Annotated in this window: 20 protein-coding genes; 15 read left to right on the top strand and 5 right to left on the bottom strand. The window is 62.8% G+C overall.

Annotated elements, in window-relative coordinates; translation table 11 throughout:
• Positions 1–119: 119 nt before the first annotated feature.
• Entirely contained in the window at positions 120–398 is a 279-nt protein-coding gene (locus O6Y00_RS06460) for a hypothetical protein (RefSeq protein WP_353441775.1), read from the bottom strand.
• 29 nt (positions 399–427) lie between these two features.
• Between O6Y00_RS06460 and O6Y00_RS06465 the strand changes: the two genes are divergently transcribed.
• Together O6Y00_RS06465 and O6Y00_RS06470 are read left to right on the top strand one after the other, a co-directional pair.
• Entirely contained in the window at positions 428–1,810 is a 1,383-nt protein-coding gene (locus O6Y00_RS06465) for a hypothetical protein (protein WP_353441776.1), read from the top strand.
• Positions 1,811–1,812: 2 nt separating this feature from the next.
• On the top strand, positions 1,813–3,732 hold the full coding sequence (locus O6Y00_RS06470) for a hypothetical protein (protein ID WP_353441777.1): 1,920 nt from the start codon (positions 1,813–1,815) through the stop codon (positions 3,730–3,732).
• Positions 3,733–3,845: 113 nt separating this feature from the next.
• On the opposite strand, the gene O6Y00_RS06475 is transcribed toward O6Y00_RS06470, so the two are convergent.
• Positions 3,846–4,034, bottom strand: a complete 189-nt coding sequence (locus O6Y00_RS06475; protein ID WP_353441778.1) for a hypothetical protein — start codon at positions 4,032–4,034, stop codon at positions 3,846–3,848.
• Between the two features lie 326 nt (positions 4,035–4,360).
• On the opposite strand from O6Y00_RS06475, the gene O6Y00_RS06480 reads away from it, so the two are divergent.
• The 13 genes from O6Y00_RS06480 to O6Y00_RS06540 all read left to right on the top strand — a co-directional run bounded on the left by O6Y00_RS06480 (position 4,361) and on the right by O6Y00_RS06540 (position 20,159).
• Positions 4,361–5,194, top strand: coding sequence for a type 1 glutamine amidotransferase (locus tag O6Y00_RS06480; RefSeq protein ID WP_353441779.1), 834 nt, complete (start codon positions 4,361–4,363; stop codon positions 5,192–5,194).
• 197 nt (positions 5,195–5,391) lie between these two features.
• A complete protein-coding gene (locus O6Y00_RS06485) occupies positions 5,392–5,820 on the top strand; it encodes a hypothetical protein (RefSeq protein ID WP_353441780.1) in 429 nt (142 codons plus the stop codon).
• A 181-nt stretch (positions 5,821–6,001) separates the two neighbouring features.
• Positions 6,002–6,163, top strand: coding sequence for a hypothetical protein (locus O6Y00_RS06490; RefSeq protein WP_353441781.1), 162 nt, complete (start codon positions 6,002–6,004; stop codon positions 6,161–6,163).
• A gap of 232 nt (positions 6,164–6,395) precedes the next feature.
• Positions 6,396–7,346, top strand: a complete 951-nt coding sequence (locus O6Y00_RS06495) for an oxygenase MpaB family protein (protein WP_353441782.1) — start codon at positions 6,396–6,398, stop codon at positions 7,344–7,346.
• 331 nt (positions 7,347–7,677) lie between these two features.
• On the top strand, positions 7,678–8,163 hold the full coding sequence (locus tag O6Y00_RS06500; protein ID WP_353441783.1) for a DUF4142 domain-containing protein: 486 nt from the start codon (positions 7,678–7,680) through the stop codon (positions 8,161–8,163).
• A 90-nt stretch (positions 8,164–8,253) separates the two neighbouring features.
• The gene (locus tag O6Y00_RS06505; protein WP_353441784.1) at positions 8,254–8,832 is read left to right on the top strand and encodes an SRPBCC family protein; all 579 of its coding nucleotides are present in this window, start codon (positions 8,254–8,256) and stop codon (positions 8,830–8,832) included.
• A complete protein-coding gene (locus O6Y00_RS06510; protein WP_353441785.1) occupies positions 8,832–10,010 on the top strand; it encodes a zinc-dependent alcohol dehydrogenase in 1,179 nt (392 codons plus the stop codon). Before O6Y00_RS06505 ends, O6Y00_RS06510 begins: the two co-directional genes overlap by 1 nt.
• A 126-nt stretch (positions 10,011–10,136) precedes the next feature.
• Positions 10,137–10,922 carry an SDR family NAD(P)-dependent oxidoreductase gene (locus tag O6Y00_RS06515; RefSeq protein ID WP_353441786.1) on the top strand — a complete coding sequence of 262 codons (786 nt, stop codon included), beginning with the start codon at positions 10,137–10,139 and terminating at the stop codon, positions 10,920–10,922.
• Between the two features lie 127 nt (positions 10,923–11,049).
• On the top strand, positions 11,050–12,231 hold the full coding sequence (locus O6Y00_RS06520) for a glycosyltransferase family 4 protein (RefSeq protein WP_353441787.1): 1,182 nt from the start codon (positions 11,050–11,052) through the stop codon (positions 12,229–12,231).
• A 177-nt stretch (positions 12,232–12,408) separates the two neighbouring features.
• Positions 12,409–14,610 carry a UDP-galactopyranose mutase gene (glf, locus tag O6Y00_RS06525; protein ID WP_435368595.1) on the top strand — a complete coding sequence of 734 codons (2,202 nt, stop codon included), beginning with the start codon at positions 12,409–12,411 and terminating at the stop codon, positions 14,608–14,610.
• On the top strand, positions 14,607–16,682 hold the full coding sequence (locus tag O6Y00_RS06530; protein ID WP_353441789.1) for a glycosyltransferase: 2,076 nt from the start codon (positions 14,607–14,609) through the stop codon (positions 16,680–16,682). Before glf ends, O6Y00_RS06530 begins: the two co-directional genes overlap by 4 nt.
• Complete coding sequence (locus O6Y00_RS06535) at positions 16,675–17,775, top strand: zinc-dependent alcohol dehydrogenase (protein ID WP_353441790.1); 1,101 nt, start codon at positions 16,675–16,677, stop codon at positions 17,773–17,775. Before O6Y00_RS06530 ends, O6Y00_RS06535 begins: the two co-directional genes overlap by 8 nt.
• Positions 17,772–20,159 (top strand): glycosyltransferase family 4 protein, encoded by a 2,388-nt coding sequence (locus O6Y00_RS06540; RefSeq protein WP_353441791.1) that lies wholly within the window; start codon positions 17,772–17,774, stop codon positions 20,157–20,159. The genes O6Y00_RS06535 and O6Y00_RS06540 overlap by 4 nt, the downstream gene beginning before the upstream one ends.
• Positions 20,160–20,431: 272 nt before the next feature.
• On the opposite strand, the gene O6Y00_RS06545 is transcribed toward O6Y00_RS06540, so the two are convergent.
• From O6Y00_RS06545 to O6Y00_RS06555, 3 genes are read right to left on the bottom strand one after another with little or no spacing between them, the layout of a single operon-like run.
• Entirely contained in the window at positions 20,432–21,154 is a 723-nt protein-coding gene (locus O6Y00_RS06545) for a TadE/TadG family type IV pilus assembly protein (protein WP_353441792.1), read from the bottom strand.
• On the bottom strand, positions 21,151–21,774 hold the full coding sequence (locus O6Y00_RS06550; protein WP_353441793.1) for a TadE/TadG family type IV pilus assembly protein: 624 nt from the start codon (positions 21,772–21,774) through the stop codon (positions 21,151–21,153). Before O6Y00_RS06550 ends, O6Y00_RS06545 begins: the two co-directional genes overlap by 4 nt.
• The gene (locus tag O6Y00_RS06555) at positions 21,771–23,636 is read right to left on the bottom strand and encodes a TadE/TadG family type IV pilus assembly protein (RefSeq protein WP_353441794.1); all 1,866 of its coding nucleotides are present in this window, start codon (positions 23,634–23,636) and stop codon (positions 21,771–21,773) included. The genes O6Y00_RS06550 and O6Y00_RS06555 overlap by 4 nt, the downstream gene beginning before the upstream one ends.
• Between the last annotated feature and the right edge of the window lie 1,120 nt (positions 23,637–24,756).

Below are 24,756 nucleotides of genomic sequence, written 5' to 3' on the forward strand. Positions count from 1 at the left end.
AGGTACGGAATAAATGTTATAGCCTGACCTACCCTAAAGGAGATTTTATGTCACGTGGACCCAAACGCCCTACGACCATCAACCGTCCGACGTCCGCCCCGCCCCTGACCCCGGTGCTTTCATCTCCGCAGGAAGAACAGGAAGCCGAAAGCGCCGGTAACGTATCCCAGATTGCCCCGCGCGATTTCTTTACGGTTGCCTTGCCCAATGGAGGAGAAGTCGGCGTTCGCCCCGAAGCCGTGTTGTGGTATCAATCGGCTGGCCAAGTGGACACGACTGAAGTTGGAATGGTCGGGGGCAAGGTTCTCGAGATACCGATCGACGCAAAAAGGTTCGCATCGCGCCTCCGCAATTTCAAGTGAGATTTTCCCCCAACGCTGAACGAAATCCGTCAGCACTTACTGTTCCGCATGCTTGGTGAGGCATCATGATCGAACGCCGTGCTTTTATGCTAGGGATCGCCGGATCGTTGGCAAGTGCACGCAGCGCGATCGGGGCGACGGGAGGCGTTGGGGTCTTATCGATCGAGGATTTTGGCGCAGATCTGCATTCGCCTGGTGCTGATCATACGAAAGCCTTTCTTGCTGCCATAGCTAGCAAGAAACGAGTTTTGGTGCCGGCGCTGCCTGGCCGCGCTTACAAAATCACCGAACCATTGATTGATATGGGCGGTGCAAACATTGTGGGTGCGCCAGGAGCGCGACTCAACGTGGGCGACATCAACGGCTATCTTCAGATTGGAGGTAGCGGAAGCTCTTGGACGGGACTGCAATTCGAACCCCGCCAAGTAAACCGAGCGTATGGCATCATCCTCAACGCTGATGCGAGCCACAATCGGTTGAGCAAATTGTCAATAATCAACGGTGAAAGCGGCATTCGCATCGAGGGCAGTGCAAACCTCCTCGAGGACATTTCTTTTTCGGAAATGCTGGGAACGAGTATCCGGCTTCAAGGCGAGGGTTCGTCTAAGAACATCATTCAACGCATCCGGATCAGAAACGGCGCGCTTGCCGGGATACTCCATGATGGCGGCGCACATCATAACGTTGTTCGGTCGGCGAAGAAATGGGTCGATGGGCCACGCTTTACCGCTCTCATTCAAGGCGAGCGTGGAACAGAGGACGGATTTTTAGGTGGCGATATTTGTGCATATGCCCAAAGCAGTCATCATAACGCCGCCTTTGACCTCGAATGCGCCAATGCCCGCGACGGCTGCTACACCTCGTCGGGTGATTTCAATACGCTGGATGGAGCGGTGTTCACAAACGGCATGGCAAGTGCTGTTGCAATCTCCGGGTCCAATAACGCGATTTCAAATGTCCACGCGATCGGCTGCAAGACGGGCTTCCGGATCATTCCTCAGGCCGGCGGCCTAGCCAAAGACAACACTTTCACGAATTGCCTATCCGACCGCGCGAAAGAGTTCGGATTTCGCCAGGACGGCAATGCGTACCGGCCCTGGCAGGCCGGCGTTACGAAGCGACCGCCGACCCATTTCTGCAGTAACGGTCTCGCCATATACCGCTGCGCACATGCTACGACTGAGTTCGGCACCCGCGCCCCGACGCACACGGAGGGCACCCAGTCCGATGGATTAAATGAATGGACATTTGTCGCCAAAGATCCATCAACGCTGGATGCCGACCGCAATCGCGCGGTCAGATGCCAGTCGCGAAGTTCTGGTACAGCGGATTGGGCATCACGGGGTGAAGGGTCCTTCTACCGCGAGGGATGTCCCGGCTTTCCGGATGGAAGAGTTCCCAGCAACAGCGGCTTCACTCGTACGCCGAGGCCAGACGGAGCGAATTGACAATGACACCATCCGAACTAGCCGAGTGCGCACAACTCACGATGGCCAACGGCTTGCCCGCAGCCGAGATCGACAACGCTTTCAGCGCGGCAGTTATAGCCAATCCAAACGATAGACTTCTTCTTGCGCAATGGAACGATAGTCTCAGGTCGCGCTTCAGTGATGTTGAGATTGGCAATCTACTGGGAGGGCTACAAGCTGAGGCCTCGCAGCCGATAAGATCCGTGCTGCTGGCTTTGCGCGATGACTTTGGCTCCGAGCACGTTGCCGACTATTGCGCGAATTTCCAAGCCCTATCAGAAAGCGAAGATTTAAAACTGATAAAAGATGCTTGGATGCAGATTTCACGCGGATCCATCGAAACGGCAGATGGGGCCGTCGCGCGATTGCTGACAGTTCCACATGAGATTTTCGAGCTATACTTTGCAGTTTTTGCGCCGATGATTCCGACCTTTGTCATGTCCAACAACAAGGATCTGCTGGCGTTGGAGTCCAAAGGCTATAAAATCGAAGTGATGAAATCTACCGCGCAACGTTTCTCGTGGATCGGTTCCGATTTATCCGATATTATTACGTCGCACGGCCTGGATACATGGCGCACGGAGAAGATAATCTCCGTGGAACGGCGCGGGTATTACAAGTATGAAATCCTGAAAACCGGAAATTTCATGTTGGAAGATCCCTGGACCGGCGAAGCGATAGCTGCACGGGATTCCTTTAGAATATTCGGAAGAACGATTTATACGTTCTTAGGTAGCAAGCTATTTTTCGTTATATGTGGGCGCCAAGGAAATGACGCTTTAGGATTATTCGTTCCATCGGAAAATATTGCAATAGCTTTCGACTCGACGACCAGAGGCCAGCTTAATACCAAGCTGCTTTCCAACGTAAATGCCGTTTTGCTGAAGCGCGCCTTTAGAATGCACGAAGCCTTTAACTCGGCCATATCAAGCGCTTCCAAGGTAGAGGCAAAGGCGGTCATTGTTCACATCGAAAAGACCGAGAATTTCGCGCATCACCTGTGGAATTTTTATAGCTCTCTTGACCACATGATCGAGATGGGCTTGCAGGCCAACATTTCACGAGTAGTCTTCTCTGGCACGCGTTTTTTTGGTGAGCTTGGCGACTTCTTCCCCGAGGTGCGTAGCGTAATCGATCGACCGATCCGGAACAACATCGTCGATCCCTGCCCCTTTTCCCAGTCCGAAATCTTGGTTGGTGCGGGCAGCAATTTTATGGCTCGCAGCCTACCCGAGCGTTTGATCGCGGCGGCGAAAATAAGCTATTCCGATGCCGCTAGCGACATAGCCAGTATCACGGAGAATGCTTATCCAGTGATTTGGATTGGCATACGCCTCAAAGACAAGTCTTGGGTGAGCCAAGCCAAAGGCATTCCCCTGATAATTGACGCCATATCCGAACAATACCCGAACGCGCTGTTCCTATTGGACGCATTTTCTCTGCCGATGATGGATCAGGCAAACATTTCGCAGTGGGAATCGTACAAGTCGCAAGTGAGTGCGATCTCGAACACCATTGTCGCGAACGTCAGAGCACCCGAACGCGTCGTCGACCTGGTCGGTAACACGATGGGAGAAAGCGTGCTTTGGGCGAGTAAGGTCGATGCGTACTTCTCCCCCCTCGGCACGTCTCAACACAAAGTAGGCTGGTTTTCGGATGCGCCTGGCGTTGTCTACACGTCACCAGTATTCGACGGAAAAGCGCTTACCACGCCCGGCGCATGGGCGGCGGGAATCAGCCCGACGCCGGAGTTTGTAACCGGGCAGCCTGCAAGCGCTGGTGAGCGCCGCGGCGTGAGTCGTTCGCGTGAAGCGTTTGAGAACGTAGAACTCGACGTCGCCGATATCATCGAACGACTTTTACTCCTCCTCGCCAAAAATCAGGTTGAAAAGGCCACTTAGGCGAGGTGCAGGTCCATGACGGATCATCAACTTTGCTCCTCCTCCAAATGAGACAGCGCGAGCAATAACGTTCGAAATACCAAGCTGAGCACGGCAGCCCTGGCGCCGACTGTCTACGTGTTGGCCTCGGTACTGTGAAACGCGGCGAACATCGCACGCACGCCGGGCGTGTCGCCGATCGGCAGCAGCACCTTGCCATTGATTCCGGCGAGCGGCGCCGCCAGCGGGCCGAACTCGCCGCGGCGGGACACGTGCTGGCCATAGTCCTTTCTGCATCCCAGCAGGGAGGATCGTATCGCCAAATGAACGCACCAGAGCCGAGTTGCCCGATCGTCACGCCGGCACGTCGTTCGTGAGTATCAGCCAATGGCGGCTCCAGCGTCGTCACGACGACCATGGGCAGATGGCACATACCAATTCGTCGCTTCGGGGATGCAGACGCCGCCGCCGGACGATCCTATCCAACTGCGCCAGTCAGAGGCACTTGCCGATTGCCTGAACGCTGTCGCCGACACCGGCAAGACGCGGCACTGATGCTGCTGCCGCCCGCCGCGAATACCGTGTTACGGGCGCGGGCCCATGCGCTCTCCCGTGCGTTTGGGCTCGGCGCAATTCACAAGGACGTCCTTTGCCCAAATTCCTGGTAGCCGAAAGCGAAACAGCAACCGAACGTGACCAGCGGCGCAAGCATGCAGGCAAGAGCTCGGGCGAAAGCTACGCCGCCACTCTCAGGCAGCTGCGGCCGGACGCAGACATCACGATCGTCGCGCCGGCGGACGCAGATGCCACGCCGCCCACCCCATCTGATCTGGCGCGATACGACGCCGTGTTCGTCACCGGCGCGCCCCTGCACGTGTATGACGACAGCCCGGAAGTTCGGCGGCAGTTGGCCTTCATGAAGGGCGTCTTTGCCTCCGGAACGCCATCGTTCGGCTCGTGTGCCGGGTTGCAACTCGCCGTCGCCGCCGCGGGCGGGACAGTCCGCAAGATGGAGCGGATGGAGGCGGGGATTTCGCGCCGCATCGCCCCGACCGAAGAGGGCCGCAGTCACCCACTCCTGCGCGGGCGGGAGCCTTGCTGGGACGCGCCCGCAATCCATGGCGACGAGGTGGAGTCGCTGCCAAGTGGGTCAACGCTGCTGGCCAGCAACGCGGTCAGCAACGTACAGGCAGTCGAGATACGGCATGACGGCGGGATCTTCTGGGGTGTCCAGTATCATCCGGAATTGGCGCCCGGTGAGATTGCGGCGGCGCTCCGTCGCCAGGCCTCGGAGATCGTCGATGCCGGGCTGGCCGAGACGGTGGATGATGTCGAACGCCGCGCCGATCAACTCGATGTACTGCAGCATGACCCGAGCCGAACAACGGCACTTTGGGCACTTGGCGTCGATTACCGTTTTGCGAACGAGGAAAGCCGTAGACTTGAGCTGAAGAACTTTCTCGAGCACCTTGCCAAGTGCTGATTGCGCGCATCGTTACCGCGTCATTCTTCTGCACGGCGACCCACGTCCATGATGGCGACGGACCGCCATGACGCCCGAACGGCAACACGGTTCGGATCAACCGTGTTCAGCCAAGATTCCCGCGATCAGATGGCGCATCTGAGATAATGCTTCATCGCCACTGCGCATCGGCTCGGGCGCGTGTTCCCTTAGAGCAAGTGGAACATCTTTCAGTTCGCGGTATCGCCCTGACCGACGAGCAGATCGTCACGCGCCTCGTCACGCTCAACGCCGAGCGCCATGCCGAGGAACAGGCGGGCAAGGTCCGCTGGCTGCGCCTCGACTATCAGATCGCCAAGGCGGGCCTGACCGCGCTGCCCGTCACCGCCAAGTCCGTGCAAATCGAGGCGTTGTTGCCGCAGGCCTTGGCGAAGAAGCCCGTCTTCCCGCGCGAACCGATCGGCCAGACCGCCGCCGTTCTGGCAGACCTGCGCGGTGGCATCGCGCTCACGAGCGCCGACATAGCTCGACGCCACTCGCAGGGATCTAAGGCCGAACCCCGTATATCCGCAACGCTTGCCGCACTCGTCCGCCTCGGTCATGCCGCTGTCGAGGACCAACGCTGCTCGCTTCGTCGCGCTGCGTGACACGCGGCAAGACAGTCAGCGATATCACTACCCCACGAGCTGACCGGAGCCGGCCCGCGGGACAGGCGGAGGCTTACGCCGCCAGCTTTACCGATTGCAGGTAACATACGCCGTCGACACCGCGCTGTCGTCTGGGACGGTCGGGGTTGCTACCCCGGTTCGCACTCACGACCACGCCAGCATGACCAGCGTCGACGCCGAGAGCGGCTGCCGCGCGCACGATATTTGGACCGGTTTGTCCACCGCCATCGATCAAAGCCTCGATGCCCACCATACCCAGGTCGTTCCGATTGCCGGTGCCGCAACCGTCCAGCATGCGTCCGATACCGTCCATGTCCGCTGAGCGGGCGGTGACCGCGAAGAAGTCTCCGCTGCATCGTGAGAACCCCGACCAGGGATGTCCGGTGGCCACGGCCAGTTGGCGGTATTGACGGCGGCCAACCGCACTCCACCGATCGGCGACACGCTGGAGTTCGCCTTGGTCGCGCGAGAGCGGTCGCGTGGTCTTCGAAGGCTCGTCGTCTCGCAGGGCCCTCGATCCGGTCGGCCCGGTCCATGGAGGCTATGCCGCGACCTTGCTCGACAGCGCCTGCGGCTGCGCAGTTCACCCGAGCATATCGACGACCCATGCGCCGTTGCTTAATACAGGCTCGGGCGTTCGTAGCTGCATGAACGCCAGGCCATTATCGATCCGAGACCAGACCAAGAGCAGCATCGTCAGACAGGTGCGGACGCTGTTTAACGATCAGGCACGCGGAGAAAAACCGGTGACGCGCAGCGATGATGCGTTGTTTCCGCCCGACTCGATGATCTGGCGCGTGCACGGCGATGTTGTCAGCATGATGGTCGGCGGCGTGACCGCGCTGCTGCTTCAGATGCTGCATCCTGCAGTTCTGGCAGGCGTCTGGGACCATTCGAATTTCCGAACCGACATGCTCGGCCGGCTGCGGCGCACTGCCCGATTCATCGCTGCGACTACCTATGGTGAGCGGACCGAGGCCGAGGCAGCGATAGCGCGAGTCCGCGCGGTGCACGCGCACATCGGCGGCACGCTTCTGGACGGTACGTCCTACCGCGCCGACGACCCAACCTTACTGGCGTGGGTTCACATATCCGAGGCGTGGTCCTTCCTGGCTGCCTGGCAACACTATGGGGATCGTCCCCTCACACCCGCGCAGGAGGATCTCTATTATGCCCAGTTTGCCACCATAGGCGCCGCACTGGGTGCCGACGCTCTCCCGCGGAACCGGGCAAGCACGCATCAGGCGCTTCGCACCATGCAGCCGGCGCTGGTCGCAGACGGCCGCACGCGCGAGGTGGCGCAGTTGGTCCTTGATCAGACACCGAGCAACCCTCTGGCGATACCGCTGCAACGGATCGTCGCGCAGGCGGCGGTGGACCTTCTCCCGAACTGGGCACGTCGGATGCATGGTCTGAAGGCTTCGCCGATATTCATGAAACCGGTCGTCCGGTCCGGTGCACGACAAATGGCGAAAACGTTGCGCTGGGCCTTCGACGGGAGCTGAAACCGAATACCCGGATGTGGACGTTCTAAAGCGCATGGTGGTCGTGCGGTTGGGGTCATAGGCCCGCGGGCGAAGGGCAAGGTCTGGGCGAGCCAGATTATCGCGAGCCGCGCATCAAAGTATTGCAATGGCCGGGCGGAATTACGGCAGCTGACCTCCCCCCCAAATCCTGACCGAGCTACCAGATCACGATATTCGCGCAGTATCTCGGCCGAGATAGCAAACTCATTGATCCAGATTGAGATGGCCAGGATCGCTGGAACATTGCCCATCCGTGCCGGTTCGGTTTGTAGCGGTGGGTCGAACGCGCCGCAGCCCCCAGGAGAATGTCATGACAAAGCTTCTTACGCTCGCAGCCATGATCGCACTGCCCACCGTCGCGGCCGTCGCGCAGGCACCGATGGCCGCGCCGACCTATGTAACGAAGGCGGGTGCCGGCGATCAGTATGAAATCCAGTCCAGCCGATTGCTGCTCGCCTCGACCAAGGACGCCAAGCTGCGGTCGTTCGCAACGATGATGGTCACCGATCACACCAAGTCGACCGCGGATGTGAAGGCTGCGGCGATGCGCGCCGGCCTGCACCCCGCGCCGCCCAAGCTCGACGCTATGGGTACGAAAAACGTCGCGGCCTTGCGCGCAACCACCGGGACCGCACGCGACCGGTTGTACATCGAGCAGCAGAAGGCCGCGCATCAGCGTGCGCTGGCTCTGCACCAGACCTATGCGCAAGCCGGAACGGCGGCGCCGCTCAAGACTGTCGCGGCCTCGATTGCGCCGGTGGTGCAGACCCACATCACAGAACTTTCCACGATGTGATCGACGCGCGACGGCCGGCAGCTGCACCTGCACGCCGGCCAGCGCCGCCGCCAGAACCTGGCGCCGCACGCAACCGACAGGAGATCCGACATGGACGATACCAAGCCACATAGCGACGACGCGCCGCCAAGCACGTGGAAACACGGCGATTCTCTCGGGGCGGCGGCTGTTTCAGAGCGTAAAGACGATGCGATCGTTGCGCGCGCGGTCACTATCAACCGGCCTGTTGCCGAGGTGTTCGCGTATTTCCGCGACTTCGCCAATTTGCCGACGTTCATGGAAAACGTCGAACGGATCGACATTCTGAGCGACACGCGGTCGCATTGGGTGGTGAAGGCACCAGCCGGCAAGACGGTCGAATGGGATGCGGTCGTGACCGAGGAGACACAGGACAGCGTCATCGCCTGGACGTCCGAACCCGGCGCCGATGTCGCCAACAGTGGTCGGGTCGAGTTTCGCGATGCGGGTGCACGCGGCACCGTCGTCATGGCGACCATCGCCTATGATCCCCCTGCGGGTATCGTCGGCAAGCTGATCGCCAAGATGTTCCAGCGGGAGCCCGCGATCCAGGCACGACGCGACCTGCGCCGTTTCAAGCAATTGATGGAAACCGGCGAGATCGCGACCGCGGCGATGAACCGCAAGCAACGCGAAGAGGAGATGGCCTGATGCGCGCTTTGGCATGGCACGGTAAGCACGACGTTCGCGTCGATACCGTCGACGATCCCGAGATCGTCAACCCCCGCGACTGTATCATCAAGGTCACCGCGACCGCGATCTGCGGTTCCGACCTGCATCTGTACGACGGCTATATCCCGACGATGCAGGCCGGCGACATCCTCGGCCACGAATTCATGGGCGAAGTCGTCGAGGTCGGCGCCAAGTCGACGTTGAAGAAGGGGCAGAAGGTCGTCGTGCCGTTCACGATCGCGTGCGGCAGCTGCTATCATTGCGGCAAGCATCAATATTCGGCGTGCGACAACGGCCTGCCCGCCGACAACCAGGACATTGCACAGGAGCTATACGGCCAGCCGATGTCGGGTCTGTTCGGCTACAGCCACATGACCGGCGGCTATGCGGGCGGTCAGGCGGAATATGTCCGCGTGCCGTTCAGCGATGTCGGGCCGATCGTCATTCCGGACGGCGTCGACGACGAGAAGGTGCTGTTCCTCTCCGACATCCTGCCGACCGGCTGGATGGCGGCGGAGAATGCGCAGATCGAGCCCGGCGACACCGTCGCGGTCTGGGGCTGCGGCCCGGTCGGGCTGTTCGCGGTGCAGTCGGCGTTCCTGATGGGCGCCGAGCGCGTCATCGCGATCGACCATTTCCCGCATCGCCTCGACCTCGCCAAGAAGTTCGGCGCCGAGACGATCAATTACGAGGAAAGCGCGGTCTACGAGGCGCTGATGGTGATGACCGGCGGGATCGGTCCCGATGCGGTGATCGACAGCGTCGGCCTCGAGGCACACGGCTTCTTCGTCGACAACGTGCTCGACCAGATCAAGGCGTCGACCTTCCTCGGCACCGATCGTGCACATTCGATCCGCCAGGCGATCATCGCCTGTCGCAAGGGCGGGCGCGTGTCGATGCCGGCGGTCTATGGTGGGTTCATCGACAAGTTCCCGCTCGGTGCGCTGATGGAGAAGGGGCTGACGCTCAAGACCGGCCAGACGCACGTCCAGCATTACATGCCCGCGCTGCTCAACGCGATCATGGAGGGCAAGATCGACACGACCTTCCTGATCTCGCACCGGATGGACCTGGAGGACGCGCCCAAGGGCTATGACATGTTCAAGAACAACCAGAACGAAGTGACCAAGGTCGTGCTCAAGCCCGGCTTCAATTGACTTTGCTCCCCTCCCTGAAAGGGAGGGGCTGGGGGTGGGTTGGCTCGCAGGTAAATCGCAGCCCCCGCCCCGAACCGACCCACCCCTGCCCCTCCCTTCCGGGGAGTGGTGAAGAAGGAACACGACATGGCCGATAAATTCGCGATCATCACCGGCGCCTCGACGGGCATCGGTTTCGAACTCGCCACGCTCGCGGCGAAAGACGGCTACGACATCCTCGTCGTCGCCAACGAAGCGCTGATCCAGTCCGCCGCCGCCGACTTCAAGCAGTTCGGCACCGAGGTCGCCGCGGTCGAGGCGGACCTGTCGACGATCGAGGGTGTCGATGCGCTGCTCGCGGCAACCAACGGGCGAAAAGTGGACGTGCTGTGCGCCAATGCGGGCCACGGGCTTGGCCACGGCTTCCTCGACCAGAATGTCGACGACTGGCGCAACGTGATCGACACCAACATCACCGGCACGCTGTACCTTCTTCAGAAGGTGATGCCGGCGATGGTCGCGCGTAACGACGGCAAGGTGCTCGTGACGGGGTCCGTCGCAGGCTACATCCCTGGCGCGTTCCAGGCGGTCTACAACGGCTCGAAGGCGTTCATCGACAGCTTCACCGAGGCCCTGCGCAACGAGATCAAGGACGCGGACGGCGTCACGCTGACGACGTTGATGCCCGGGCCGGTCGACACCGAATTCTTCGACCGCGCCGACATGAACGACACGTCGGTCGGCACGGATCCGAACAAGCGCGATCCGGCCGATGTCGCCAAGGATGGCTGGGATGCGCTGATGAGCGGGAAGGCGTCGGTCTTCTCGGGTTTCATGACGAAGGTCCAGGGCGTGCTCGCCAACGTCATCCCGGGTTCGGTGCTCGCCGAACAGCATCGGAAGATGGCCGAGCCGGGCAGCGCGAAGGACTGATTGGCGGGCCGCCAGACGGTCCCGCAGTATTCGATGTGTGCCCGGCCCTGATCGGACCGGGCACCATCTCACCTTCGCATCAGGCAACCAACGGTCCTTGATACCGTCGATGAGGGAGAGGTCACAGATGGCGGCACCGTTGACGGCTCGGCGATCGGTCGCCGTCATCAGCGACTGGGTCGATGGCCGGCATCCCGAGCAAGACCGCCCGTCATCCTCCCTGTTTCCGATGCACGCAATCGATCCGGCCAGCCAGCCATGGACCGGCGATCTTGCCCCCGCGGACGTGACGGGCGGGTATCTCGAGCGGCTACCCCTCGCGCTGGTCGCTGCCGGCATCGTCGATCAGGCCGAGATCTGGCATCACTGGCGCGGTGAGGCCGAGCCACCATTCCGTAGGGACAACGCGGTCATGGCGCGTCGCGCATTCCGGATAGACGACGAACGCGCCCCTTTCACCTCTTTGCAAATGGTCGACTTCGTGCAGACGTTCGGTGCGCCGCACATCCTCGTTGTGCTGGGGCTTGGCGTCGCGCCCGAACTCCTCGCGCTTTGTGCGAACAGCATCATCCTATACAATTCGATCGACGCGCCTTCGCTGCGCGTACCGTCGGAAATCAGCCAACATTTCGATCTCGTCCTCACCGGCGCGCAGTGGCAATCGGACGAGGTCGAGGCCCGCCACCCCGGCATGCGCACGACGATCCTGCCGGTCGGTCCAGAGTTCGCCGCGATCGACCAGTTCCGCCCGCTCGGGACGCCCCAGGACGTCGACCTGATCTACGTCGCCGCCGCGCAGCCGTATAAGCGCCATGACATCCTGTTCGACGCGCTCGCGCAACTGCCGCGCGACGTGCGCGCGCTCTGCGTGTTCGGATACGGCGAGGATGCCAACGCGCTCCGCCAACGCGCGCGCGATCAGACCCTCTCGATCGAGTTTGTCGGGCCGCCCGGTGTACCTATCGAAGAGGTCAACCGCCTGATGAACCGCGCCAGGTTCGGCGTCGTCTGCGGCATCGACGACGGCGCCCCTGCGATCCTGACCGAATACATGCTCGCCGGCCTGCCCGTGCTCGCCAATGCGGAATTACGCTGCGGATTGCAGTTTATCCTGCCCGAGACCGGCATGACCGCTTCGACGACCGGGTTTGCCGATGCGATCCTGACACTGCGCGAAACCTACGCTGAATTCCGGCCTCGCCGAGCCGTATTGGACCGCTGGACCTGGCCGCACAGTGTTGCGCGCTTGGGGGCAATTATCGAGCAAATACATGATGCAAAGCAATTACATTTGCATAGTCAGCGTTGAGACGCGGGCTTAGGTTCGACCAACAACGCGGATAAACGCGGACTTGCGGATTGGAAGAGCGTGCACGGTATCGGACCTACCCCCAGCCTCGCCACGATCGACGATGCTGCCCCGCCGCCGCTGATCTGCTTCTCGCATCTCCGCTGGGATTTCGTCACGCAGCGCCCGCAGCATCTGATGAAGCGGTTCGCGCAAACCCAGAGCGTGTTCGTCTGGGAAGAACACATTCCCTGCGACCATCCGCTCCCATTCCTCGAACACCACCCGTTTCCCGCCGACAACGTGATCGCACTGCGCCCGCGCCTCCCGCATTGGTGGAATGCCGAACAGGTCGAGGCAGGCTTGCGGCAACTGCTCGACATGCTGGTCGCGACGAGCATTCGCGCGAAGCCCGTCCTCTGGTTCTACACGCCGATGATGCTCCCGTTCGCCGAGCATCTGGACGCTGCCGCAATCGTCTACGACTGCATGGACGAACTGTCCGCGTTCCGGTTCGCCGACCCCGCGTTGCTCGACCGCGAAGCCCGCTTGCTCGCGCGCGCCGACCTCGTCTTCACTGGCGGCTACAGCCTGTACGAAGCGAAGCGCGACCGCCACCGCGATGTCCACGCCTTCCCCTCGGCCGTCGACGTTGCACATTTCGCGCAGGCGCGTGCCGGCAATGTCGAACCCGAAGACCAGCGCCACATCCCCAGCCCGAAGCTCGGTTTCTTCGGCGTCATCGACGAGCGCATCGACCTGGCGCTGCTCGACGCCGTCGCCGCTGAGCGCCCCGATTGGTCGTTCGTGATGATCGGGCCAGTCGTGAAGATCGACTCCGCGCATTTGCCACGTCGCGCCAATATCCACTGGCTCGGCGGACGCGGCTACAACGAACTCCCCGCCTATCTCTCCGGCTGGGACGTCGCGCTGATGCCGTTCGCGATCAACGCCGCGACGCGCTTCATCAGCCCGACCAAGACCCCCGAATATCTCGCCGGCGGCCTGCCCGTCGTCTCGACGCCGATCGTCGATGTGATCCGCCATTACGGCGACGCAGAGGCTGTGACGATCGCCGCCGACGTGCCCGCGTTCGTCGCCGCCTGCGACGCCGCGCTCGCCCTCCCCCGCGAAGGCGCCTGGCGCGATGAAGCCGACCGCCTGCTCGCCACGCAATCCTGGGACCGCACGCAAACCGCCATGGCCACCGAGATCGACCGCGTACTCCGCGCGAAACGCACTTTCCGTGCCGCGCCGAAACGCGAACGTTACGACACACTGATCGTCGGCGCAGGGTTCGCCGGCGCGGTCCTCGCCGAACGTCTCGCGAGCGACAGCGGTCAGCGCGTCCTGATGGTTGATCGCCGCCCGCACATCGGCGGCAACGCGTATGATGAACACGACGCGGCGGGCGTGCTGATCCACCGCTACGGCCCGCACATCTTCCACACCAATTCAGCCGACGTGTTCGACTATCTGTCGCGCTTCACCGAGTGGCGCCCCTACGAACACAGAGTGCTGGCAAACGTCGACGACAAGCTCGTGCCGATGCCGATCAACCGGACCACGCTCAACGACCTCTACGGCCTGTCGCTCGAGGACGACGCGGAAGCCGCAGCCTTCCTCGCCAGCCGCGCGGAATCGGTCGAGGACATCCGCACCTCCGAGGACGTCGTCGTCGCCGCGGTCGGCCGCGATCTCTACGAGACGTTCTTCCGCGGCTACACGCGGAAGCAATGGGGCCTCGACCCGTCCGAGCTCGACCGCGCCGTTACCGCCCGCGTGCCGACGCGCACCTCGACCGACGATCGCTATTTCACCGACACCTTCCAGGCGATGCCAGCGAACGGCTACACCCGGATGTTCGAAGCGATGCTCGATCACCCCGGCATCACGCTCGATCTCGGCGTGGAATATCGCGACGTGATCGACCGCATCGACGTCGACCACATCGTCTTCACCGGCCCGATCGACGAATATTTCGACTTCCGCTTCGGCAAGCTGCCCTATCGCAGCCTCCAGTTCCGCCACGAGACGCACGACGTCGCGCAGTTCCAGCCAGTCGCGGTCGTCAACTACCCGGACGAAGCCGTGCCGCAGACGCGCATCACCGAATACAAGCACCTCACCGGCCAACTCCACGCAAAGACCAGCATCAGCTACGAATTCCCGAGCGCGGAGGGCGACCCGTATTACCCGATCCCCCGCCCCGAGAACCAGGCGCTCTTCAAACGCTACGAGGCACTCGCCGATGCGGAGGAGGGCGTGACCTTCGTCGGCCGGCTCGCGACGTATCGCTATTACAATATGGACCAGGTCGTCGGCCAGGCGCTCGCCACCTACCGCCGCATGATCGCGAAATCTGCCGTCCTCGAAACCCCCGTGATGGCCGCCGAATGACCCGTATCTGCCTGCTGACCGACAGCCTTGCCCCGTCCGGCGTCGGCGCGCACATGATGACGCTCGCCGAAGGATTGGGCGGAGACGATATCGTCCTCGCCGCGCGTCCCGGCACCGGCCTGCTCGAACACGCCGCCGCCAAGGGTTACGCAGTCAAAGCGCTCGACGACGATGCAAACCTCGCCCGCTGGCTCGACCGCGCCGCGCCCGACATCGTCCACGTCCATGCCGGCATAGGCTGGGAAGGCCACGCCGCCGTCCGCGCCGCGCATGCCGCCGGCGTCCCCGTGATCCGCACCGAACACCTCCCCTACCTCCTCACCGACCCCGCCCAGCGCGACGAGCACCGCGACTCCTCGACCGCGCTCGCACGCCTGATCTGCGTCTCGGACGCGGTCGGCGAGAGCCACCGCGCAGCCGGTATCGATCCAGCCCTCGTCGCGACGATCCACAACGGCGTCGGCGCACACAAACCCTCACGCTCCCGCGAAGCTCTTCGCAGCGAATGGGGCATCGGCAATGGCCCCGTCCTCCTGATGGTCGCACGCTTCGCCGAGCAAAAGGGCCACGTACTCCTGCTCGACGCGCTGCCCGCGATCCGCGCCGCGCATCCAGACGTGATCGTGCTGCTCGCCGGCGAAGGGCCCCTCCTCACCCAGACTGCACGAGCGATCGCAGCGAAAGGCCTGGCCGGCACAGTCCGCATGCTCGGCACCCGCAGCGATGTCGCCGACCTGATGACACTCGCCGACCTGCTCGTCCTGCCCTCCGCATTCGAAGGCCTACCGCTGGTCGCGCTCGAGGCGATGGCCGCCGGCCTGCCCGTCGTCGCCACCGTCGCACCCGGCAATGCCGAAGCGATCGAGGACGGCGTCACCGGTCGCCTCACCGCTGCGGACCCGGCCAGTTTCGCCGATGCGGTCGTCACGCTGCTAGCCGACCGCGACAGCCTTAAAACGATGGCCGGCGCCGCGATCGAGCGCCAGCAGGACCTATTCTCGGCCTATCGCATGATAGCCGAAACGCGCGCGGTCTACGCCGCCGTGCAAGACCAAAACACAAAGGGAGACGGCGTGGAGCGGACACGGATCGGGTTCATCGGCGCGGGCGGCATCGCCAATCGCCATTTCGGCGTGCTGGAGCAGTTCGACGACGTCGCGATCGTCGCGGTCGCCGACGTCGACATGGCGCGCGCGACCGAAGCCGCCGCCCGCTTCGGTGCGCGCGCGTTCGACGATGCCGCCGCAATGCTAGCGGCGGTCGACCTCGACGCGCTCTACATCTGCGTGCCCCCGTTCGCACATGGTGAACCCGAACGCCTCGCGATCGAGCACAAGCTTCCGTTCTTCGTCGAGAAGCCCGTCGCGCTCGACCTCGGCACCGCGGAGGATGTCGCAGCCGCAGTCGACCGGCTCGGCCTCGTCACCGCAGTCGGCTATCACTGGCGCTACCTCGACACGGTCGACGAGGTGAAGGCGCTGCTCTCGACGACCCCCGCACGCCTCCTCTCTGGCTATTGGCTCGACTCCACGCCGCCGCCGCGCTGGTGGTGGAAGAAGGACGCATCGGGCGGCCAGATGCTCGAACAGACGACGCACTTGGTCGATCTCGCGCGCTACCTCGTCGGCGACGTCGTCCGCGTCTACGGCCAGTCGGGCCACATCGACCGCGCCGCTTTCCCCGGCCTCGACGTCGCCACCACCAGCACCGCGATGCTCACCTTCGCGAGCGGTGCGATCGCCAACTTCGCATCGACCTGCTTGCTCAACTGGAACCACCGCGTCGGCCTGCACCTGTTCGGCGAAGGCCTCGCGATCGAACTGACCGACCGCGACGTGATGATCGACATCGGCCGCGGCCGCCCGGTCCGCGGCACCGGCAGCGATCCGGTCGTGCTCGAGGATCGCGACTTCATCGACGCGGTCCGCGGCGGCGAGAACCGCATCCGTTGCCCCTACCCCGCCGCGCTCGAAACGCTCCGCCTCGCGCTGGCGATCGAACGCTCCGCCGTCGAAGGCCGCGCGATCGACGTCCGCGAGCGGGAGGCAACCAAGGAGGTGGCGCATGTCTGAGTGGCGCCACGTCCGCTCGCTCGGCGTCGAACGTCCCGGCCAGGCCTATTTCTTCGGCTATGACGAAGCGCCCCCGGGTGACGGTCAGGTCCGGCTCGACCTGCTCTACACCGGGTTTTCCGCCGGCACCGAGCTCACCTTCGTCAAGAACAGCAACCCGTATCTCCACTCGCGCTGGGACGCAGGCCGCGGCGTGTTCGTCCCCGGCGAGCCGAGCGCGCACTATCCGGTGCCGTTCCTCGGGTACATGGAGTGCGCGCGCGTCAGCGACAGCCGGGTCGACGATTTCACCAACGGCGATGTCGTCGGCACGGTGTTCGGGCACAAGACAGGCCACACCGCGGACCCGTTCAACGACCTGCTGACCAAGCTCCCGTCCGAGCTCGATCCGATCCTCGGCATCTATATCGGCCAGATGGGCCCGATCGCCGCCAACGGTATCCTTCACGCAGACGCCGAACTACTCGGACCCAACGTCGTCAACCTAGGCGACGGCATCCGCGGCCGCCCCGCTTTGGTGATCGGCGCAGGCATCGTCGGCATGCTAACGGCCCTGTTCGCGCAGGCTGCGGGCGCGAGCGAAGTCGTGATCGCCGACCCCTCCCCCTTCCGCCGCCTGCGCGCGGAATGCCTCGGCATTACTGCGATGACCGAGGACCAGGCCTGGGCCTACGTCAAGGCACGCTGGCTCCACGGCGGCGACGATCGCGGCGCGGACGTCGTGTTCCAGACCCGCGCCGACGCCGCCAGCCTCCACGCCGCGATGCGCGCGCTGAGACCGCAAGGCACGGTAATCGACCTCGCCTTCTACCAGGGCGGCGCAGACCGGCTCCGGCTCGGAGAGGAGTTCCACCACAACGGCCTCACCCTCCGCTGCGCGCAGATCAACCGCGTCCCCCGCGGGCTCGGCTTCCAATGGGACCGCCGCCGCCTCGCCAACGAAACGGTGAAGCTGCTGCTCGCGCGTGGCCCGGAGATCCGCGCGCAGCTCATCACCCACGTCGTCCCCTATGACGACGCTCCCAAGTTCATCGCAAAGCTGGTCGGCGAGCGACCCGAATTCCTCCAGATCGTCTTCAAGGTCGGCGATTGAGCACCGCACTCACTGCCGACGCCCGACCGATCCGCATCCTGTTTGTCTTCGCCTGGCTCGTCGTCGGCGGCGAGGAGACGGAAGTGCGCCTGCTCGCCCAGGCGCTCGACCCGACGCGCTACCGGATCGAAGTCGTCGCCTGCTTCCGGAAAGACGGCATGCCCGAGCAGACGCACGCGCAACTCGAAGCGATCGACGTCCCCGTCGACCGCACGCCCTACGCGCTTGGTTTCGACGAAACCGTCGCCTACCTCGCGAGCAAGCTGCCCGCCTACGACGTCGTCGTCTCGTGCCAGAACGTCGCGGACATCTATCCCGCGCTCGAACGCATGCACCTCCGCCCGCCGTTGATCGAGCATGGCGGCCTCGTCTCCGAAGCGCTCGCCGGCCCCAAGCATTTCACCGCGCGCTATGTCGGCGTCTGCGCCTCGATCCGCGACGCCGCCGCCAGCCGCATGCCCGGCCGCGAACAGCACGCGATCGAGATCCCCTCGATGGTCGACACGCGCGCCTTCGACCCCGCCCGCCGCGCGCCGGTCCGTGCGACGCTAGGGATCGCCGAAGACGTACCGCTGATCGGCTGGCTAGGCAGGCTCGACCCCAAGAAGCGCGTCGAAGACTTCATCGAAGCCGCCGCGCTCGTCCACGCCCGCCAGCCCCGCGCCCGCTTCGTCGTGATCGGCGGACCGGACGCCTTCATCCCCGAATATGCCGCCGCCCTCCGCAACCGCGCGCATGCGCTCGGCCTCGACACCGCCCTGACCTTCCTCGGCGACCGCGACGACGTGCCCGACCTGCTCGCCGCACTCGACATCTTCGTCTGGCTCTCGCGCGGTGAAGGCATGCCGCACGTGATCGCCGAAGCCGGCGCCGCACGCCTCCCCGTTATAGCAACGCGCGACAACGGCTCGGAACAACAGATAGTCGACGGGGTCAGCGGTCTATTCGTGCCCCACGAACACCCGCCCGCAGTTGCCGCCGCGATCACCAGACTGCTCGAAGACCCGGCACTCCGAACCCGCCTCGGCACCGCCCTCCGCGCCAAGGTCGACAGCGAATATGCAGTCGCCGCGGTCGTCCCCCGCTGGGAATCCCTATTCGCCGAAGTCCTTACCGACCGACCGCCCCTACCTCGCCCGACCGGACTCTTCCGGAGCTTCCTGCAAGGCGGCTTCGAATCCTCTACGCACCGCCGCGCGCACGACCGCAAGCGCGTCGACGTCATCGCCGCCAGCCATCACGACGCCCTCGCCGCGCATGACTACAATGAACTCGCCAAGCTCGGCATCCTGAACGTCCGCGAAGGCCTGCGCTGGCATCTGATCGAACGCGAACCCGGCATCTACGACTGGTCCAGCCTCGATCGCCAGCTGGAAGCCGCCAAGTCGATAGGCACCGAAGTCATCTGGGACCTGCTCCATTACGGCTGGCCCGACGACATCGACATCTGGACGCCCGCCTTCGTCACGCGCTTCGCCGCCTTCGCCGCCGCCGCCGCGCGCCATATCGGCCCGGCCGCGCCCGGCGAGACGCGTTTCTACGCCCCCGTCAACGAGATCTCGTTCTTCGCCTGGGGAGGCGGCGACGCAGCCTATCTCAACCCGTTCGCGCGCGGCCGGGGCTACGAACTCAAGGTCCAACTCGCCCGCGCCTCGATCGCCGCGATGGAGGCGATTCTCGCGGTCGACTCCGCCGCAAGGTTCGTCCACGCCGACCCGGTCATCAACGTCATCACCGACCCCGCCCGCCCCAACGACGCCCCCGCCGCCGAAGGTCACCGCCTCGCACAATACCAGGCGTGGGACATGATCGCGGGGAAAGCATGGCCCCAGATCGGCGGCCGCGCGCCATTGCTGGATATCGTCGGCGTCAACTTCTACCACAACAACCAGTGGATCCACGGCGGCCCGCCGTTGGCGTACGATCACCCCTTAGGCCGCCCGCTCCACGCGATCCTTGCCGACGCCTATGCCCGCTACGGCCGCCCGATCTTCATCGCCGAAACCGGCATCGAAGGCAGCGCCCGCCCCGCCTGGCTCCGCATGATCCTGCGCGAGGTGAAGATCGCCCAGTCGCTCGGCGTACCCGTCGAGGGCGTGTGCCTCTACCCCATCCTCGACCATCCCGGCTGGGACGACGATCGCTACTGCCCCAACGGCCTGCTCGCCGGCTCGCCGATCCTCGCCGACCGTCTCCCGCACCCCGCCCTCGCAGACGTCATTCGGACTTTGCCACTCGAAATACCGTCGGGGGAGCGTCTGAACGACAGCGCGCCCATACCGGTCAAGCAGTCCGTCGACAGGGCAACTGGTATCGATTGGCCGCAGAGAACCAACCCGGATATGGCGAACATACCGACGGTTCTCCCGCCAGCAATTCCATAGCGCGATTGCCGCTTCCACGACGCTAGCGAAATGCGCCTTTCGCCCATCCCGCCACGCCCGAACTCGGGCGTTCGCCATGAAACTCCGCTTTATCCTGACGAACTCCGCACTGCACCGTTGGTCGCTGCATGACTAACGATCGCGCAGCCGCTCGCCCACGCCACCGAGCTGGTAAGGGCATCCGTCTGGAATCGACCTCGATCTGCACGGCGGCCTCGACCTCTTCGACATGACGTACCACGCCAGATCCGGGTATCCGCAACAGCATAGGGTCACGGTGTATAGAGGTTGCAGGTCGATGGCGTAGAGGCCGGTTCGGGATTCCAGATTTTGGAATAATCTCGGCGGTCGCGCACCACAAACGACGCGATATAGTGGATCGACTGCGGGGACGTGAGCCACGTACCGAACAGTGGCTTCGTGCGATAGTTTATCTCGACATACATCACGCCAGCACCGCCCGGCGCCATGATGGGGGTTGAGCCGTTGTCGCTGATGCCCAGCGGAAGGTCGTAGCCCTTGTCAGCCTCGTCAGCCGAACTGCCGGCTGTCGTCGCGACGTTGGCTTTGAATTGACCGTTGAAGCTCGCCCCGCCTCGGGCTCCGATACACCGCTGCCAGTGGATGCGCTGTACCGGTTGCGTGTCATAACTTTGCGCGACGTTTTCGAGGCTCGACAGCGTGATCCGCCCGTTCGCGGTCAGACTGATGTTTGCACCCTGGTACCGCGCCGCCTGAAGGATATCGTTCACATCGACTTCGCGAAGCTGCTGCGTCGCCAGGTTACTATAGGCTCCGACGCGGGAAGCGTTGTCGGCGAGATTCAACGCGATCTGGCTGACGCGCATGTTGATTATTGCGAGATTCGCCAATTCGACGCCGTAGCATCCGACCAGTAGCACGATCGGCGCAGAAAGAGCGAACTCGAGCAGCGCCAAGCCAGCGCGGTCGCGATGAAACCGTAAGGCGAAGTTGTGTAATTTGCCCTTGATCATATGCATATCGTTGCGTTGGCGCTGACAGTTTGACCTGCGTAAGGCTGGTTCTTCAGCAGCGTGGTTGCCGTAATCGTCTGCGTCGGCGACAATTTCATGAGCCCGGCTACCGGGAACAGCCGCGGATAGGTGATCGTCATAGTGTACAACGTCACCGCGCTCGCACCGCCTTGGCCGTTCAAGCCCGGATCGGCGTCCCACGCACCGTTGCCGTTGACGTCGGTGTAGCATTCGCCCGGATCGCGAACTCCGTTGCTGTTGGTGTCGGTAAACGGCTCGGGAGCTACCTCGCTGAAGGTGTCGTAGCTCTTGCGGGTTGAACACCACGTACCGGTAGGCCCCGAAGCCGCGCAGTTATTTGCTAGATTCTTCATCAAGGGCGTCATCAGCGTGATGACCTGTCCGTCGATGGCAGCGGCGTTGCTGGCGCCGCCCTCGATCGTCGAATCCCGTGCCGCTTTCTGAATGGCGCCGTTGAGGATGGACTGCGCATAGGCTTGGTAAAGCAGATCGCCCAGGCCCATCATTATCAACAGCATGACCGGGCACACCAGAGCGAACTCGATCAGCGTCGCGCCGCGCCGATCTTTCGCCAACCGCGTGCGAAGGAGCGCCGTCACTTTGTGATCCGCAGCATGGCAAGGTGCTGAGCGATCGACGTAAACGCTGCCGACAGGCCGTTGCCGGTGGGGGTGAAAAGCGCCTGGTTCGTCGTCGTCGCGCAGGTTTGCAATGGCGTCGATGTGCTGGTTGCGATCGCGACCGTCCACACATCGACTTTGCGCGCCTTGGCGGCCGCGCAGGCGGCAAGGAACCGGGCGTTGTGATAGCTCGTCAGGTTGCTGGTGTCGCCGTTGGCAACCCGCTTGTCATAATCCTCATAGCCGTACATCGAATAGGAGTTGCTGTTTGGCGACATGACGCCGTCGGTAAGGAACACGATCACCCGGTTCGGCGGATTACGACCGGACCACGTCGCGGTGTCCTTCGCCCAAGCGCCGGTCGGTGAAATCAGGCGACTGCCCCAGATCATGCCCGTATCGTGGTAGGTGCCGCCCTGCGCCACGAAATCGGTCGCATACAGATAATTGTAGACGTCGCTGCGCGCCATCACGCCTAGGCGTTTCACCGGCTTGCCGCAGGCGGAGTAACCGGTCTGCGCCAATGTTGGAGAACCCAGGCTTGGACGAGAGTTGTTGTCGTCCCCATTGGAGTAATCGGTGGCGGCAGTTCGCCAATATTCGATGTCCTGCATATGCGGCCACCACCGCGTCGCCCCGCTCGGTTTAGCGTCGGGATCCAGGTCGGAAGGCAGGCTGCCCGCTACGAAAATCGTCTGACCGGGCGTTTCGACCGGCGTTTCCACGCACCCGAGCCACTGCGTTTTGGAGCCGTCGACTGCGGTGGGGTCGGTCATCGACGACGCGCCGTTGACCAAGGAGCTCACATCCCATTGAAGCTTCTTATATTCCCACTTCGGACCAAGCGTTTCGGTACGCGTATAGCAAAAGTAGCTATTCGAGTTGAACGCGCCCTGCGTGCGCCATATGTCGTAGGTTTTGGTAGCGGTGCTTGACGATGGATTGTACGTCAGCACCGCTGAAGGGGTACGAACTGGTGGGGCGGTGCAATTTTCTTGCGTCTTGTTGTTGCGCGTATCGGAGATCGATATCGTATAGTCCGCATAGACATGCCGTGACTGGTAGTTTGGCTGATCAAACGATCCCCCCGAGCCGACAAGGTAGCTTGGCGAGACGTCCAAGATCGCTTGTCCCGCATTCACGACCGAACTGTAGGAAACAAAACCGTAGCGGACGTTCGTAGCCGGATCCGCGTTGGCGGCGAATGCGTCGTAGAAGCTGAGGACTGCTTTGCGAAGCGCGTCAATGCGCGATGCGTTGCTTCCGTTGGAGAACAGCTCCTTTACCGCATAGCCGGTGCTGCCGGCATAGCCCGGCACGCCGCCGCTCGTCGGGCGCGTGTAGGCATATGTGCCGGTCCCGCAGGTGTCAGGGCCGCCCGGCAGGCACGCCATTGAGCCCGTCGTATCCAGCACGAACATGACATCGGTATCGGCAACGTCGTACCGCGCCTGACAATTGACCGCGATCGTCACGTCGGACATGTTGAATATCTTCATCAGCGTCATAGGCACCGTGGCCGCGGCAATGCCGGCGACTTGGCTATCGCTGGTTTTCGTCGGCGTGAAGGTGACGTCTTTGCCTCCCATCCAACCGGTTTTAAAATTGTTGGAAAAGAAGTTTTTGGCTTGCGTCACGGCAACCGCGTCGAGCGTGCTGTCCGTGCTCGTCATGAACTTGCGGCCGGCGAGGACCCCTGCATCACACGCCTGCTGCAGGCGCGCCTTGACGACGTAGAGACGCGCGACGTCTACCGCTGATCCGGCCAGTCCCAGCAGCGGCAGGAGAAACGCGGCCATCATCGCAAGCGTGTTGCCCCGCCGGTCGCGGACAAGGCGCATGAGTATGCCCTGGTGCGCGCGGTTGTCGCCAGACGTTACCATGAAAGATTCACAAGCTCTGCCTCATTCCTTGGGGGGCGTGTAACCGCGCAGCCCATAAATCCGACTGAAGCAAAATGATTAATTATACGGTCGCCGCTGCGATAACGGTGCTGAAGCGTAGTCCGGCCCCCTTACCAGGAGGAGCGGATTTGCCCTCCTACCGAGGGATTCTAGCGGGCAGCGGCCCCTCCCATGGCGCCGACAGCCGACGACTTTTCGCTGGCCCGAAATTAACGTTGCAGACGGAGGAAAGGGAATAAGCGTGCTGAACGGGTGTCCGCTTTTGGAAATGGGAATTGCCCACCCAGGCGTCCAATCGTGGGAGTTTTTACCCGCCGATCTGCCGATGCGCGGCAGATGTCGCTGGATTCTCGGCATAAGGAGACCAATGGGTGCGTCTTACGTTTGCTAAAGGCACCGGGAAGTACGATCATCTGCAGATCGAGCGCGGCGGCTTACCCCTCGAGATGATCCAGTGCCCGAAACAGGGCATTATTCCCCACGACATGATCCACTATGCGGTTGAAACTGACAGCGCGCGCAACTCTTCCTCCAAGCCACGAAAGTCACGTTCGATAGCCGTATAGCAATCTATCAGATCCTCATTCATATCAGACAGGACGCCGGACTTCGGAACGAACTCGAAAAATCAAGTACCTGAACCTAGGAACGGTTCATAGTAAGCTTGAGTGTGGCCTTCGAACGCTGCCCGAAGGTAAGGCGTGAGCCAACGCTTACTCCCTGCCCATTTTAGGAATGGCCTTAACCGTTTCTGCTCGCTCAAGACGCCCCCCCCAAATCTCTGATCGCGTTAGCAACAACGGAAATTGCGTCCAACGGACTAGACCAACGATATCGGTACGCTAATCTGAGATCATGACCGAGTACTTAATCAAACTGGTCGGGTGGGGGTCTGCGATCACCGCTCACGTTTAATCGTAATTGGGATGCCCTACCCGGCGGCTGTCTGTAGGCTGCAACGACCCCCGGGCGCCATATCGTGGGCATCCTGCTCTTACGCGTCACCAACAGCCAGCCAGCATCCAAGACCTCACGCGGTGTCGGATACTCCATTCTG

This window comes from Sphingomonas faeni (genome assembly GCF_040407565.1).
Lineage (GTDB): Bacteria > Pseudomonadota > Alphaproteobacteria > Sphingomonadales > Sphingomonadaceae > Sphingomonas > Sphingomonas faeni_F.